This window comes from Bradyrhizobium uaiense (assembly GCF_010811875.1).
Taxonomy (GTDB): domain Bacteria; phylum Pseudomonadota; class Alphaproteobacteria; order Rhizobiales; family Xanthobacteraceae; genus Bradyrhizobium; species Bradyrhizobium uaiense.
Genome location: NZ_VKHP01000243.1, coordinates 1 through 13,743, shown reverse-complemented (window position 1 = coordinate 13,743; position 13,743 = coordinate 1). Strand labels below are relative to the sequence as shown.

Annotated in this window: 12 protein-coding genes and 1 pseudogene; 3 read left to right on the top strand and 10 right to left on the bottom strand. The window is 65.2% G+C overall.

From position 1 onward, the window contains the following. Positions 1-225: 225 nt before the first annotated feature. The 7 genes from FNJ47_RS37875 to cyoA are packed head-to-tail and all read right to left on the bottom strand — an operon-like array spanning position 226 to position 7,155. Positions 226-762 carry a response regulator transcription factor gene (locus FNJ47_RS37875; RefSeq protein WP_163160946.1) on the bottom strand — a complete coding sequence of 179 codons (537 nt, stop codon included), beginning with the start codon at positions 760-762 and terminating at the stop codon, positions 226-228. Next, on the bottom strand, positions 752-2,080 hold the full coding sequence (locus tag FNJ47_RS37870; RefSeq protein WP_430649452.1) for an ATP-binding protein: 1,329 nt from the start codon (positions 2,078-2,080) through the stop codon (positions 752-754). Before FNJ47_RS37870 ends, FNJ47_RS37875 begins: the two co-directional genes overlap by 11 nt. A 28-nt stretch (positions 2,081-2,108) precedes the next feature. Further along, the gene (locus FNJ47_RS37865; RefSeq protein ID WP_163160948.1) at positions 2,109-2,897 is read right to left on the bottom strand and encodes an SURF1 family protein; all 789 of its coding nucleotides are present in this window, start codon (positions 2,895-2,897) and stop codon (positions 2,109-2,111) included. Between the two features lie 44 nt (positions 2,898-2,941). Continuing rightward, positions 2,942-3,343, bottom strand: a complete 402-nt coding sequence (gene cyoD, locus FNJ47_RS37860; RefSeq protein ID WP_163160944.1) for a cytochrome o ubiquinol oxidase subunit IV — start codon at positions 3,341-3,343, stop codon at positions 2,942-2,944. Continuing rightward, positions 3,340-3,978 (bottom strand): cytochrome o ubiquinol oxidase subunit III, encoded by a 639-nt coding sequence (cyoC, locus tag FNJ47_RS37855; RefSeq protein WP_163160943.1) that lies wholly within the window; start codon positions 3,976-3,978, stop codon positions 3,340-3,342. Before cyoC ends, cyoD begins: the two co-directional genes overlap by 4 nt. After that, on the bottom strand, positions 3,975-5,978 hold the full coding sequence (cyoB, locus tag FNJ47_RS37850) for a cytochrome o ubiquinol oxidase subunit I (RefSeq protein WP_163160942.1): 2,004 nt from the start codon (positions 5,976-5,978) through the stop codon (positions 3,975-3,977). Before cyoB ends, cyoC begins: the two co-directional genes overlap by 4 nt. Before the next feature lie 10 nt (positions 5,979-5,988). Further along, positions 5,989-7,155 (bottom strand): ubiquinol oxidase subunit II, encoded by a 1,167-nt coding sequence (gene cyoA, locus FNJ47_RS37845; RefSeq protein ID WP_163160941.1) that lies wholly within the window; start codon positions 7,153-7,155, stop codon positions 5,989-5,991. 190 nt (positions 7,156-7,345) lie between these two features. Between cyoA and FNJ47_RS37840 the strand changes: the two genes are divergently transcribed. Next, positions 7,346-8,638: an MFS transporter gene (locus FNJ47_RS37840; RefSeq protein WP_163160940.1), complete on the top strand. Its 1,293-nt coding sequence runs from the start codon at positions 7,346-7,348 to the stop codon at positions 8,636-8,638. 143 nt (positions 8,639-8,781) lie between these two features. Here FNJ47_RS37840 and FNJ47_RS37835 read toward each other — a convergent pair whose 3' ends face one another. After that, a complete protein-coding gene (locus tag FNJ47_RS37835) occupies positions 8,782-9,591 on the bottom strand; it encodes a transporter (RefSeq protein WP_163160939.1) in 810 nt (269 codons plus the stop codon). Positions 9,592-9,818: 227 nt separating this feature from the next. On the opposite strand from FNJ47_RS37835, the gene FNJ47_RS37830 reads away from it, so the two are divergent. After that, a complete protein-coding gene (locus FNJ47_RS37830) occupies positions 9,819-10,220 on the top strand; it encodes a c-type cytochrome (RefSeq protein ID WP_163160938.1) in 402 nt (133 codons plus the stop codon). Positions 10,221-10,383: 163 nt separating this feature from the next. On the opposite strand, the gene FNJ47_RS37825 is transcribed toward FNJ47_RS37830, so the two are convergent. Both FNJ47_RS37825 and FNJ47_RS37820 read right to left on the bottom strand, forming a co-directional pair. After that, entirely contained in the window at positions 10,384-11,877 is a 1,494-nt protein-coding gene (locus FNJ47_RS37825) for a M48 family metalloprotease (protein ID WP_163160937.1), read from the bottom strand. Between the two features lie 56 nt (positions 11,878-11,933). Continuing rightward, the gene (locus FNJ47_RS37820; RefSeq protein ID WP_430649451.1) at positions 11,934-12,728 is read right to left on the bottom strand and encodes a thermonuclease family protein; all 795 of its coding nucleotides are present in this window, start codon (positions 12,726-12,728) and stop codon (positions 11,934-11,936) included. 428 nt (positions 12,729-13,156) lie between these two features. Between FNJ47_RS37820 and FNJ47_RS37815 the strand changes: the two are divergent. Further along, positions 13,157-13,743, top strand: a pseudogene (locus FNJ47_RS37815) (hypothetical protein); the annotation flags it as partial.

Sequence of the window (13,743 nt, the reverse complement as noted above, 5' to 3'; positions counted from 1 at the left end):
CCGTCACCCCCGCGCAAAGGCTTCGCCTTTGTCGCTGGAGGTGCTCGCCTCTTCGGCGAGCCTCGAAGGGCGATGGCCCCACTTCCTCCGCGAGCACCAGGATATATCCGGGCCGTGCATCCTTCGAGGCTCGCCCAGCGGCGCAATTGAGCCGCAGGGCTCGCACCTCCAGCGACAAAGGCGAAGCCTTTGCGCGGGGGTGACGGTGAGAACCTTCCGCCTCTGCTACTTCACCCGCTGCTTCTCGAGCTTGCGCGCCAATGTCCGGCGGTGCATGCCGAGGCGTCGGGCGGCTTCGGAGATGTTGAAATCGGTCTCGATCAGGGTCTGGTGGATGCGCTCCCATTCCAGCGTCTTGATCGAGGTCGGCCGCGCGCCGACCTCGATGGCGGCGTTGCCGGCGGCTTTCTGGAACGCGGCCTCGATGTCATCGGTGTTCGACGGCTTGGCCAGATAGTGGCAGGCGCCGAGCTTGATCGCCTCGACTGCGGTCGCGATGCTGGCAAATCCCGTGAGCACCACGATCAGCATCTCAGGATCATGCGCGTGCAGCGCTTCGACGCAGGCAAGGCCCGAGGCGCCGCCGGCGAGCTTGAGGTCGACGACGGCATAGCCGGGCGATTGCTGCTCGAGCAACTCGCGGACTTCGTCGAGCGAGGTGGATACGGCGACGCCGTAGCCGCGGCGCTCGAACGAGCGCTTCAACGTGCGGGCAAAGCCTGAATCGTCCTCGACGATCAGGAGCTGGCGTTCATCCGTCAAGAGGATCTCCGATCGCGAGCGTCGACAGCGGCAGCTCGAGCTTCACCGCCGCGCCGATGTCGGGCCGGTTGCGCGCCGTCACCACGCCGCCCAGCTTGCGGACCACGTTGACGACCAGGAACAGGCCGAGGCCGCTGCCGGGACTGCCCTTGGTCGATTGATACGGCTTGCCGATATGCGCCAGCATCTCGCGCGAGAAGCCCGGACCGCGATCCGTGACCGACAGCACCAGCTTGTCGGCATTGCGCTCGGCCATCAGCTCGATCCAGTCGCGCGAAACCTCGGCGGCGTTGTCGAGCACGTTGAAGATCGCCTGCTTGAGCGCGATGTCGGAGACGATCGCGAGGTCCGTGCCGAACGCGTTGCGGAAGTACAGCGTGGCGGACGGCCGCGTGGTCCGCCATTCCTCCACCAGCGCGGTCAGGAACGCCGCGACCGTGGTCGGCGACGAGCCTTCACCGCGGGCTTCGCCGGCCGACAGCAAAATGCCGGTCACGATCGACTTGCAGCGCTGCACCGAGATCTCCATCTCGCCGAGGTCCTGCGACAGCTCGGGGTCGGAGGCGAGCGCCGGCATCCGGCGCCAGTCGCCCAGGATGACCGAGAGCGAGGCGAGTGGCGTGCCGAGCTCGTGCGCGGCGCCGGACGCCAAGAGGCCGATGCGGACGATATGGTCCTGCTCGGTGGCGTGCTGGCGCAGCGCCGCGAGGCGCAGGTCGCGGTCGCGCAAATTGCGGTTGATCCGGGTCATGAACACCACGAGCAGCACCGCGTCGAGCACGAGGCCGATGAAGGTGCCGGCGATATACAGGTTGAACGCGTCGGCAAAGCCCTGCTGCGGTAGCTCCAGCGGCCGGTAGTAGCTGGTCAGCCAGGCGAAGTTCATGCAGACCAGCGCCACCAGCGACCAGGTCGAGGGCGCATCGAGCAGCACCGCGCCAAGCGTCACCTGGAGCAGGTAGAGCGATGTGAAGGGATTGGTGGCGCCGCCGCTGAGATAGAGCAGGGCGGTCAGCGCCGCGACGTCGAGCGCCAGCGCGACCAAAAGCTCGCGGTTGTTGATGTCGGCGCGGTAGCGCAGCCACAGCAGGCTGACGACATTGAGCGCCACGAGCCCGGAGATCACGGCCCCCAACGGCAACAGCGGCAGCGCGACGCCCATCCAGAACTGCACGAAGCCGATGGTGGCGATCTGGCCGATCACGGCGATCCAGCGCAGCTGGACCAGCAGGGCCATGTTCTTGCGGTTGGTCGCGATGTCGGCGGGGGCTGCGAGATCGAACGGCATGCCGCCAGCCGCGCTCACGGCGGACGGCATCACGGCCGTGCCGGTCGCGGCGTTCTCCTCATGCGGATCCGATGTGCGCTCGAGCATCTGGGCCTGGGTCGCGTGACAGATTGCGGGCTGCGCCGATCAGGCGGCGCACGGCGGCGCGTCGTGAGTCCCACCCTGGATCGGAGGCGCCGGCGCGGCTCCTGCGGCTGACGATGCGCAGGAGCGCGCCGGCCAGCATAAAGGCCAGCGCGAACCATGTCAGCGCGTAAATCAGGTGGTTGTTCGGAAACCGCACGATCGTGAGCCCGCCGAGGGGGACACCGGCCGGATTTGGCGTCGCATCGGCGTCGATGAAATAGGGGGCGGCGTGCGACAATCCGCGCGTGGCGGCGATCGCGGCGACGTCGCGCGAATACCAGCGGCCTGCCGCGGGATCGTTGCTGCGCAGGAAGCCGCCCTTCGGCTCCGACATCCGCAACAGCCCGGTGACGCTGACAGAGCCTTGCGGCTCGCCGTCGCGCCGCGTCGCGGGATCGCGCTTGTCGCGCGGAACAAAGCCGCGATTGACCAGCACCGTGGTTCCGTTGGTCAATTGCAGCGGCGTCAGCACCCAGAAGCCGGGGCCCGCGGCCGTCACGGCCTGCACCAGCGTCTCACCGGCATTGAGGAACGTGCCGCTCACGGTGACGCGGCGGTATTCATCGCCCGCGGCCGTGACCGCCGGCCATGACGATTGCGGCGGCGGCGCGACGGGTGCCGCATGCATCCGCTGCTCGACGCGTTCGATCAGCGCCAGCTTCCAGGTCCGGCGATCGACCTGCCAGACCCCGAGCGCGCTCAGCAGCACCACGCCCAGCATGCCGAGCGTGAGCAGTACAAGCGGTGGTCTGGCAGACCGCGCGGTCACGGCATCTGGCTCATGTCGTGCATCGGCATCATGTTGACGTTGAGGTGATGCATGACCCACAGCGAGCCGGTCAGCGCGATCACAACCATGATCACGGTGAAGATCATCGCCATCATGGTCCAGCCGTTCTCGGATCGCGTGTTCATGTGCAGGAAGTAGATCATGTGGACGACGATCTGCACCGCGGCCAGCACCAGCACGATCAGCGCGGTAACTGCCTTGTCGGCGATGGTGCCGGTCATCACCAGCCAGAACGGCACCGCGGTGAGGATCACCGAGAGGCCGAAGCCGATCAGATAGCTCTTCAGCGAGCCGTGGGACGCGCCGCCATGGTCGTCATGGCCGTGGCCAGCATTGGCTTCGAGAGTATGCGCTTCGGCGTGAGCTTTTGTTGTCATCGCAGCATTCCCAGGAGATAGACGAAGGTGAAGACGCCGATCCAGACCACGTCGAGGAAGTGCCAGAACATCGAGAGGCACATCAGGCGGCGCCGGTTGGCTTCGGTGAGGCCGAAGCGCGCGGTCTGCACCATCAGCGTCACCAGCCAGACCAGGCCGAAAGTGACGTGCAGGCCGTGGGTGCCGACCAGCGTGAAGAACGACGACAGGAAGGCACTGCGCTGCGGCGTCGCGCCTTCATGGATCATGTGGGCGAATTCGGTGAGCTCGATGCCGAGGAAGGCGAGGCCGAACAGCCCGGTGATGGCGAGCCAGAGCTGGGTCTGGCCGATCCTCGATTTCTCCATCGTCAGCATGGCGAAGCCATAGGTGATCGAGGAGAGCAGCAGCATCGTGGTGTTGAGCGCGACCAGCTTGAGGTCGAACAGGTCCTTCGGCGACGGGCCGGCGGCATAATTGCCGCCGAGCACGCCGTAGGTCGCAAACAGCATCGCGAAGATGAGGCAGTCGCTCATCAGATAGATCCAGAAGCCCAGCATGGTGCTGGCACCTTCCGGATGCGCATGCTCGTCGATGACGTGGAAGACCGGCTCGGAGTCCTGGATGGAGCTCTGGGTGGTTATGGCAACGCTCATGTCTGGGCTCCCGCGGCGAGAATGCGTGTCCGCGCATCTTCGGCCCGCACCACCTCATCCGCCGGGATGTGGAAGTCGCGGTGATAGTTGAAGGTGTGGCCGATCGCGACCGCGAGCAGCGCAACGAAGCTGACGGCGGCGAGCCACCAGATGTACCAGATCAGGGCGAAGCCCATCACCGTCGCGAAGCCTGCGAGGATGATGCCGGTGCCGGTGTTGGACGGCATGTGGATCGGCTTGAAGCCGGTCAGCGGGCGCCTGTAGCCGCGGCGCTTCATGTCCCACCAGGCGTCGTTGTCGTAGACCACGGGCGTGAACGCGAAGTTGTAGTCCGGCGGCGGCGAGGAGGTCGCCCATTCCAGCGTGCGCGCGTTCCAGGGATCGCCGGTGGTGTCCTTGAGCTGCTCGCGCCTGAGGATGCTGACCGCGAACTGCACCAGCATCGCGCCAATGCCGAGCAGGATCAGGAAGGCGCCGAAGGCTGCGATGACGAACCAGATCTGCAAGGTGGGATCGTCGAACACGCGGAGCCTTCGGGTCACGCCCATCAGCCCGAGCACGTAGAGCGGCATGAAGGCGAAGTAGAAGCCCGACACCCAGAACCAGAACGACAGCTTGCCCCAGAACGGATCGAGCCTGAAGCCGAACGCCTTCGGGAACCAGTAATTGATGCCGGCGAACAGGCCGAACAGCACGCCGCCGATGATCACGTTGTGGAAATGCGCGATCAGGAACAGGCTGTTATGCAGCACGAAATCGGCCGGCGGCACCGCGAGCAGCACGCCGGTCATGCCGCCGATCACGAAGGTCAGCATGAACGCCACCGTCCACATCATCGGCAGCTCGAAGCGGATGCGGCCGCGATACATCGTGAACAGCCAGTTGAACATCTTCGCGCCCGTCGGGATCGAGATGATCATCGTGGTGATGCCGAAGAATGAGTTCACGCTGGCGCCGGAGCCCATCGTGAAGAAGTGGTGCAGCCAGACCAGGTAGGACAGGATGGTGATGACGACGGTGGCGTAGACCATCGAGGTGTAGCCGAACAGCCGCTTGCCGGAGAACGTCGCGGTGACCTCGGAGAAGATGCCGAATGCAGGCAGCACCAGGATGTAGACCTCGGGGTGGCCCCAGATCCAGATCAGGTTCACGTACATCATCGGGTTGCCGCCGAAGTCGTTCGTGAAGAAGTTGGTGCCGACGTAACGATCGAGCGACAGCAGCGCCAGCACGGCCGTGAGGACCGGGAAGGAGGCGACGATCAGGACGTTGGTGCAGAGCGAGGTCCAGGTGAACACCGGCATCTTCATCATCGTCATGCCCGGCGCGCGCAGCTTGACGATGGTGCACACCAGGTTGATGCCCGATAGCGTCGTGCCGACGCCGGCGACCTGTAGTCCCCATATGTAATAGTCAACGCCGACGTCAGGACTGTAGCCGATGTTCGACAGCGGCGGATAGGCGAGCCAGCCGGTGCGGGCGAATTCGCCGACGAACAGCGACATCATCACCAGCACGGCGCCGCCGACCGTCATCCAGAAGCTGAAATTGTTGAGGAAGGGGAAGGAGACGTCGCGGGCGCCGATCTGCAGCGGCACCACGTAGTTCATCAAGCCGGTCACCAGCGGCATCGCCACGAAGAAGATCATGATCACGCCGTGGGCGGTGAAGATCTGGTCGTAATGATGGGCCGGGAGGTAGCCGTCGGCGCCGTTGAAGGCGATCGCCTGTTGCAGGCGCATCATCAGCGCGTCCGCGAAGCCGCGCAGCAGCATCACGATGCCGAGGATCATGTACATGATGCCGATGCGCTTGTGGTCCACCGTGGTGAACCACTCGCGCCACAGATAGCTCCAGAGCCGGAAGTAGGTGACGATGGCAAACAGCGCGAGGCCACCGGTCGCGACCACCGCGAAGGTGCCGACCAGGATCGGCTCATGCAGCGGCAGCGCGTCCAGGTTGAGGCGGCCGAAGATCATCTTGACGAGATCGGGATTCATGCGGTCCTCCTCAGGACTCTGATTTCGGACGCTGGCCGAGCAGCAGGGATGTCGATGACGGATGAGCGGGCGAGAACGGCGGGCGTTTCAGCCCGAAGCCGCGCAGCGGGGTCAAATCGAGCGGGGCGGTGATCTCGCGCGACGGCGCGTCCTTGATCTCGTCCATCGAGCAGATGCCGGCGACGAAGGTCGGCTCGCTGCCGAGCGGCGCGCCGCGGCGGGCGTATTTGTCGTAGGTCAGCGGCAGCGTGTTGTTGAGGCCTTCGCGCCCCAAGCCGCCCTTGGCGTCGATCGCCATCATCTCGCTCATGCACATCTTGCCGGGCTCGACGCACATGTTGAGGATCGCCTTGTAGAGATCGCGATCGACCGAGCGATAGAGCCGAACCGGATCGTTCTGGCTCGGGCGCTCGAGCTGCAGATAGTCGGTGCGGCCGAGCATGTTGGCGCTCGCCTTGGCGCCGGCGATCCACTTGTCGAAATCGGCGTTCGACAGGCTCTTGAAATCGAAGTGCATGCCGGAGAAGCCGGCGCCGCTGTAATTGGCGGAGAAGCCGCGGAAGGTGCCCGGCTTGTTGGCGACGGCGTGCAGCTTGGTCTCCATGCCGGGCATCGCGTAGATCTGGCCGGCAAGCGCGGGGATGTAGAACGAGTTCATCACGGAAGACGCCGTGATCCGGAAGCGGATCGGGCGGTCGACGGGAGCCGCGAGCTCGTTGACGGCGGCGACGCCGTAATCCGGGTAAATGAACAGCCACTTCCAGTCGAGCGCGACCACCTCGACATTGAGCGGGGCGTCCTTGCTCTCGATCGGCTTGTCGGCAGCGATGCGGCCGAGCGAGCGGTAGGGATCGAGCAGATGGGTGCCCATCCAGGTCAGCGCACCGAGGCAGATGATGATCAGCAGCGGCGCCGACCAGATCACCAGCTCGAGCTGGGTGGAGTGATCCCAGTCCGGCTCGTAGGGGGCTGCGGTGTTGGATTGGCGGTAGCGCCAGGCGAAGAACACGGTCAGCGCCATCACCGGAAGCACGATGACGAGCATCAGGACGGTGGAGATCACGACGAGGTCACGCTGCTGGACGGCGACGTCGCCGGCAGGGGACAGGACGACGAAATCGCACCCGCCAAGGAACGCCGCGAACGGCAATAAGGCCAATAATTTCAAGGCGCGCACGGCTCACCCCACTTGAATTTTATGAGTTCCGCCAAGGGGTAGCTGCGATGCAGCAAAGTTGACATTGGACAATTTGTCCAATGTTGCAGTGCGGGATGAGGGGGCAGTAGGTGAGGCGGACCGCGTGGCAAAGGCTGCCCGTGGCCTCATCTCTAAGGACGGTTCTCCGGCGATGGCACAAGCCCCAGCAATGGCTCACGGCACCCCGACCGCATCAGGTCATGGGCAGGCGAAACCCGGCGAAATCGCCATCGGCGTCATCATCGGGCGCACGTCGGAATTCTTCGACTTCTTTGTCTACGCGATCGCCTCGGTGATCGTGTTCCCGAAGCTGGTGTTTCCGTTCGTCAACGAATTGACCGGCACGCTCTATTCATTCGGCATCTTCGCGCTGGCTTTCGCTGCGCGGCCACTCGGCACCGTCATCTTCATGGCGGTCGACCGCCGCCACGGCAAGGGCGCCAAGCTCGTCATCGCGCTGTTCCTGCTCGGTACCGCCACGGTCGCGCTCGCCTTCCTGCCCGGCTACGACACGATCGGCGTCGCGGCGATCTGGCTCTTGGCTGCCGCGCGCGTCGTGCAAGGTCTCGCCTGGGGCGGCGCCTGGGACGGCCTCGCCTCGCTACTGGCGATGAATTCGCCGGCGAACAAGCGCGGCTGGTACGCAATGGTGCCGCAGCTCGGCGCGCCGCTCGGGCTGATCGTGGCGAGCGCGCTGTTCGCGTTCTTCGCCGGCAACCTTTCGGCGGACGATTTCTTCGATTGGGGCTGGCGCTATCCGTTCTTCGTCGCCTTCGCCATCAACGTGGTGGCGCTGTTCGCGCGGCTCCGCATGGTGGCAACCGACGAGTATTCCGAGCTGTTCGAAAGCCGCGACCTGGAGCCGGCGCGGGTCGGCGAGACCATCGCGCAGGAAGGACGCAACATCCTGCTCGGCGCCTTTGCGCCGCTGGCGAGCTTTGCCCTGTTCCACATGGTCACGGTGTTTCCGCTGTCGTGGGTGTTCCTGTTCACCAAGGAAAGCCCGGTGCGCTTCCTCATCATCGAGATGATCGGCGCCATGGTCGGTGTCTTCGCGATCATCGCCTCCGGCATGATCGCCGATCGCGTCGGCCGCAAGCCACTGCTGCTGGGCTCGGCGGTCGCGATCGCGGTGTATAGCGGCTTTGCCCCGCAGTTGCTCGACGCCGGCGCGTTCGGTGAAACCGTCTACATGGTGCTCGGCTTCGTGCTGCTCGGCCTCTCGTTCGGCCAGTCGTCGGGCGCGATCGCCTCGAACTTCGCGCGCAACTATCGCTACACGGCCTCGGCACTGACCTCGGATTTCGCCTGGCTGTTCGGCGCCGGCTTCGCGCCGCTCGCCGCGCTGCTGCTGGCGACGCATTTCGGCCTGATCTCGGCCGGTGCGTATCTCTTGTCCGGCGCGGTGTGGACGCTGCTGGCGCTCTGGCTGAGCGGACTGCGCGAAGCGGAAGTCAATTAGTTACGCACTCTTCCCCTTCCCCCTGCAAGGGGGAAGGTCGGGATGGGGGTCCACCGCAGGCGACGCTGCATGCGGAGACATCAGATCCCCACCCGCTTTGCTCTGGCGAGCAAAGCGACCTCCCCTTTTCAAGGGGAAGTGGACTACCGAAACAGGCCGTCGACGCGGAAGGAATAGCCGAGGCCGACGATGTAGTTCGGCGAGTTGCGGTTGAGCCCGAACGCGATGTGGAGGTCGATCTGCTGGGTCGGCGTGATCCGGTACATGCCGCCGGAATTGATCAGCTGGATCGGCCGTGCGCCGTCGGGATAGTCGCCGACATATTCGGTGAACACGCTCATCCGCTCGGTCAGCTTCCGCTCGATCACGAAGGTCGCTTCCGACATGTGCCGGCCGGTCAGCTCGGCGGGGCGGAAGAATTCCGTGAACATGCCGCTGACGCCCCAGCCGTCATGCAGCTCCCATGACCATGGCAGCTGGATGTAGGGCTGCGCGCCGCGCCCGGCGATGGCAGCCGTACCGGTCGGCAGTGCGACGCCCGCGGTGATCGAGAGGTCGATCTTCCCGGGCACCGGGCTGATCTGCCATTTGATCCCGGGAGCGACGTCCGAAAAGCCCAACGGGCCGGGCGATCTCACATTGCCGGAATAGCTCGGCAGGTCGACCAGCACCTCCAGGCAGGGCGCGATGCCGAGCCGCCAACGGCTGTTGGTGCCGTCGATGGTCCGGCCGCCGTCGCGTCCGGACAGGTTGACGCCGTTCTCGCTTTGCAGGCTCCCGACCGGCACGACGATACTCGAATTGGTGACGTCGGGCCGGTCGGTCGCGATTTCGTCGCTCGCCTTGGGACAGCCGTCCGCGCGCGCGGCGGTGGCTGCTGCGAGCGTGAGCGCAGCAAGCACGCACCCGAGTTCGGCAAGTCGAGCGACGGCGCCGAACCGATTGTGGTACACTGGGGATGCTCCAATAGCGCGGCGCGGCTGCGGAGGCGGCAGCTGCAATCAAGATCGACGGGACCGCGCGGATATTCCGCGCGGGCGGGAAAAAACTTCGACAAGAGGTGCTGATATCGGCGATCAATGCCGCCGGTGTCCAGCGCAATCCCGGGCCGGCGGCAATCCGGGGAATAGAATGGCAGCATGGCTGCTCCTGTTGTGGTGGCAAACAGGAGACCCCGGGAATGACCATTCGTTCGATCGCAGGCGTGCTGGCGCCGCGGCACGCCAAAATCGCCGCGATGGCGGCCATCGCGATCCTGCTCGCGCTGAACAGCGCCCGTGCGGCGGGCGATCCGGCACGCGGCGCCACGCTGTACCAGGGCTGCGGCGACTGCCATTCGATCGAGAAGAACGACGTCGGCCCAATGCACAAGGGGGTCGTCGGCCGTCTCGCCGGGACAGTCGCGGGCTACAATTACTCGCCGGCGCTGAAGGACTCGAAGATCGTGTGGACCGAGGCGAACCTCGACAAATGGCTCACCGGTCCGGACGCGATGGTTCCGGGCACCAAGATGTTCTACGAGGTCCAGGATCCGAAGGATCGGGCCGACATCATCGCCTTCCTCAAGGAGAAGGCGAAGTAGCGCGTTCTCTCTCTACGTCGTCCCTGCGGAAGCAGGGACCCATAACCACAGGAATTTGTCGTTGGGGCTCGCTGTGGCCCCAGCTTTTTCCGTCAATCGATGATTGTGGTGACGGGTCCCGGCTTTCGCCGGGACGACGGTGGTGAGGGGCGTGTGCCCAGCCTCAATCCACCACGATCTTGACGCGGTCGCGCGGCTTCACCTGGGCGTGGGCGTCGAGGCCGTTGAGCACGCGGAAGCGCTCGGCCGGGTGATCGATCCCGGCCATGCGATGCGACAGCGATTCCACGGTATCGCCCGGCTGTACGTTGATGACCTTGATGCGCAGCGGCCGCGCCGCCTGGATCTCGTCGAGCGTCAGGCGACGGAATGAATTGACGGTCTCGCGCGCATTGCGCTCGCTCTCGGTCGACTTCTGCTTGGCAGCGAAGATGAAGCGGTAGACGTCGCTGCCGAAGCGCAGCGCGTAGACCTTGAACTGCCACTGGTCGCCATGCGCAGTGGCGGACGCCGCCGGAAAGCCGTTGATGTTGAGGTCCTCTGTCGAGGACTTCTCGACGCCTTCCATCCAGCCGGAATTCAGGTAGTCGCCGAGCGACTGCTCGGCCGGCACCCGCACCACGTCGAAGCGCATCGCCTGGCTGCCGCCCTCGCGGACGCCGATCACCGCCTGTGCCGTGTTGTCGAGCGTGAAATTGTCGGGCGCGGTGAAGGTGAAGCCGAGCTTCGGATGCAGGAAGCGGCGGCCGCGGACGAAGCCTTCGCTGGGATCCTCGCCATAGACGATGTTGTCGATCGCGGCGAGATAGGTCTCACGGTCGCGCTCGTTGCTCTCGGGCGACGAGTATTGCCGTGCGGTGGTCTGCGCGTTGGAGATGCGCTCCGGCGTTGCCGGATGCGACGAGGTGAAATCCTGCGCGCGCGGATCGAGCGCGGTCTTGCCGATCTTGAGCGCGGCATTGCGCTCCATCGCGGTCAGGAAGCGCGCCGCGCCGTAAGGGTCGAAATGCGCGCGCGCTGCGATCCCGACGCCGATGCCGTCGGCTTCGAACTCCTGCTGCCGCGAGAAGCTCGCCAGCGTCAGCTTGGTCTTGGCGAGCGCCAGCGCCGTGAGATCGGGATCGGTGCTCATGTCGGTGACGACCCGCGTCACCACCGCGGCCTGGCGCGCCTGGTCTTCGCGCATCGCGGCGTGCTTGGCCAGCACATGCGCCATCTCGTGGCTCAGCACCGAGGAGAGCTCGGACGTGTCGCTGGCGAGCGCGATCAGGCCGCGGGTGACATAGAGCTGGCCGGTCGGCAGCGCGAAGGCGTTCACCGCGCCGGAATTGAGGATCGTGACCTTGTAGGCCTGGTCGGGCCGTTCGGAGGCGGCGACCAGCCGCTCGACGGTCTTGCTGATCAAAGCCTCGAGCTTCGGATCGTCATAGGCGCCGCCATAGGACGACAGGATGCGCTCGTGCTCGCGCTCGCTCGAGGGCGTCTGCTGCACCGCGCGGTTCGGCTTCACCGGCGCCGCCGTGGCGGTCGGCGTGACCTGTTCGAACCGCCCGACATTGCCGCAGGCCGACAGCGTCAGGGCGGCGCAGACGAGCACCGGCGCAGCCGAAAGCCGGCGGCCAGTCCCAGTTTCACGCCGTCCTGCGCGCTCAATCACGTCCAAAACTCACATATTTGTCCCGCGAACGGACCGGGGCATGGCCCTTGGGGCCCCTAGTTCCCGTCGAGCAGTTCAATCTGCCCCAGCCGGAGCAACTCGATTCGCGGCCCACGTCGTGCTTCCACCCAGCCTCGCACACGAATCCTGCGATTTTCCAGAGACTTGGGCGCAAGCCCGGCCGCCTCGAACGCAGGGACTATGCGCCTTGAAATAGTCAGAGCAAAGTCCCGTGTCCAGTTTCGGCCGAAATTCAGGTAGGTCGTCGCCCCCGCCTGACGCACGGACAAAACTCTGCCCTCGACCACCATAAAGCGCCCGATCCCGGCCAAAATATCGTCCGGACTTTCGGCGTTTTTTATGACGCCGGCCTCGGCCCAGGTTCCCGATCGGGCGGCCCGCGCCTCGGCCTCCGCGGCCATCAGCGCCGCGGCGCAGTCCTTGTCGGCAACCTCGGACGACACCAGCGCGAGGCCCCGGCGCAGCAATTCGCCCTGCACGGGGATCTCCTGCCCTTCGAGGAAGGCGTAGGCCGGTTGCCGGCCATAGCGGTCCGGCGTGTCGTCCTGTCCGCGCAGTGTCACGTCGCGGCCGACCAGCAGCGCCGTCAGCGCGGCCACGGCCTTGGTCCGATCGGCGACCTCGATGCCGGCGAGCTTGACCTCACGGCCGTCGTCGAGCCGAAGGCTGCGTGCATCGACCACGGCGGCGACGCGACCCTCGCCCTGAATCTCGAAATTGCATCCACCCGCTGCGGCGCTTCCGATGCTCGTGCCGATCGCGATGGCGCACGCCGTCATCGCCACCGCCCGCGGACGGCGTTGCCATGCTCGATTGCGTGGAGGCGTCATGCTGCACTCTTCACTCCGGGGACGCTCCGCTCCGAGCGTGGGCCGCCAACGGAGGCAGTCTGACGGAAAGATCGTCGCGGAGCCACAAGCGAAACGACACCGCCTCGGCGGAGGTGCCTTGATTCAGCGAACAATTTTTCCGTAGCGCTTCTCATCGCGCGCATAAACGCGCAGCCGGTTTCACATCAATGCGTGCGCGCTACGGGACAAACGCACCTCGCATGTCCCTTACCGTGGCGAAGATGGCCGTCCGATCGCGCGCAACGCGATCCGCACGCCCGTCAACCTTACCGATTGACTATCTCAACTCCGTGCGCGGAATGAGAATTCGTTATTGTTGCCAATGGCTTGCGGCGCAAGGTAACTATTCAGAAATTTTTGGAAATGGCGATCGATCGCGGTCGCGTATTCATATTGCCGAGGTCTTTGTGTCGAACCCAGTCGTTCTCACGCTGTCGACCAGCGATCCGCTCAGCGATTATCTGCTACTCTACAACGCGATCTCGGGAATCAGCGTCGGTGGCGGCATGGCCGCCGCGAACACCGACTACATCATCAAGTTCTCGCTCTCGTCGGGCGCGCGCACGCTGCAATTGCTGGACGATCTGCCGGCCATCAACCTGATGAACGGCTCGACGCTGACCTTCGACGGCAACTCCGACTACAACAATCATCTCGGCGGTCAGGACTACAGCGACGTCATCGACGCGCGCGGCTATCAGGGCTTTGTCGTCGTCGCCGGCAAGGTGACGTTCAAGAACCTCACCATCATCAATGCGGTGGCAAGCGGCGGCAATGGCGGCGTCGGCGGTGGTGGCGGCGGTGCAGGCCTCGGCGGCGGCCTGTTCGTCGGGCAGAACGCCGACGTCACGCTGAACAATGTCAATTTCGGCGGGCTCACCAGCATCCTGAAGCTCGGCGACGGCACCGGCATCAGCTTCACCGACGGCTTCACGCAGACCCGCAACATCACCGTCGCGGGCGATCCCGTCTTCAATGTCGCGGTCGGCGAAAC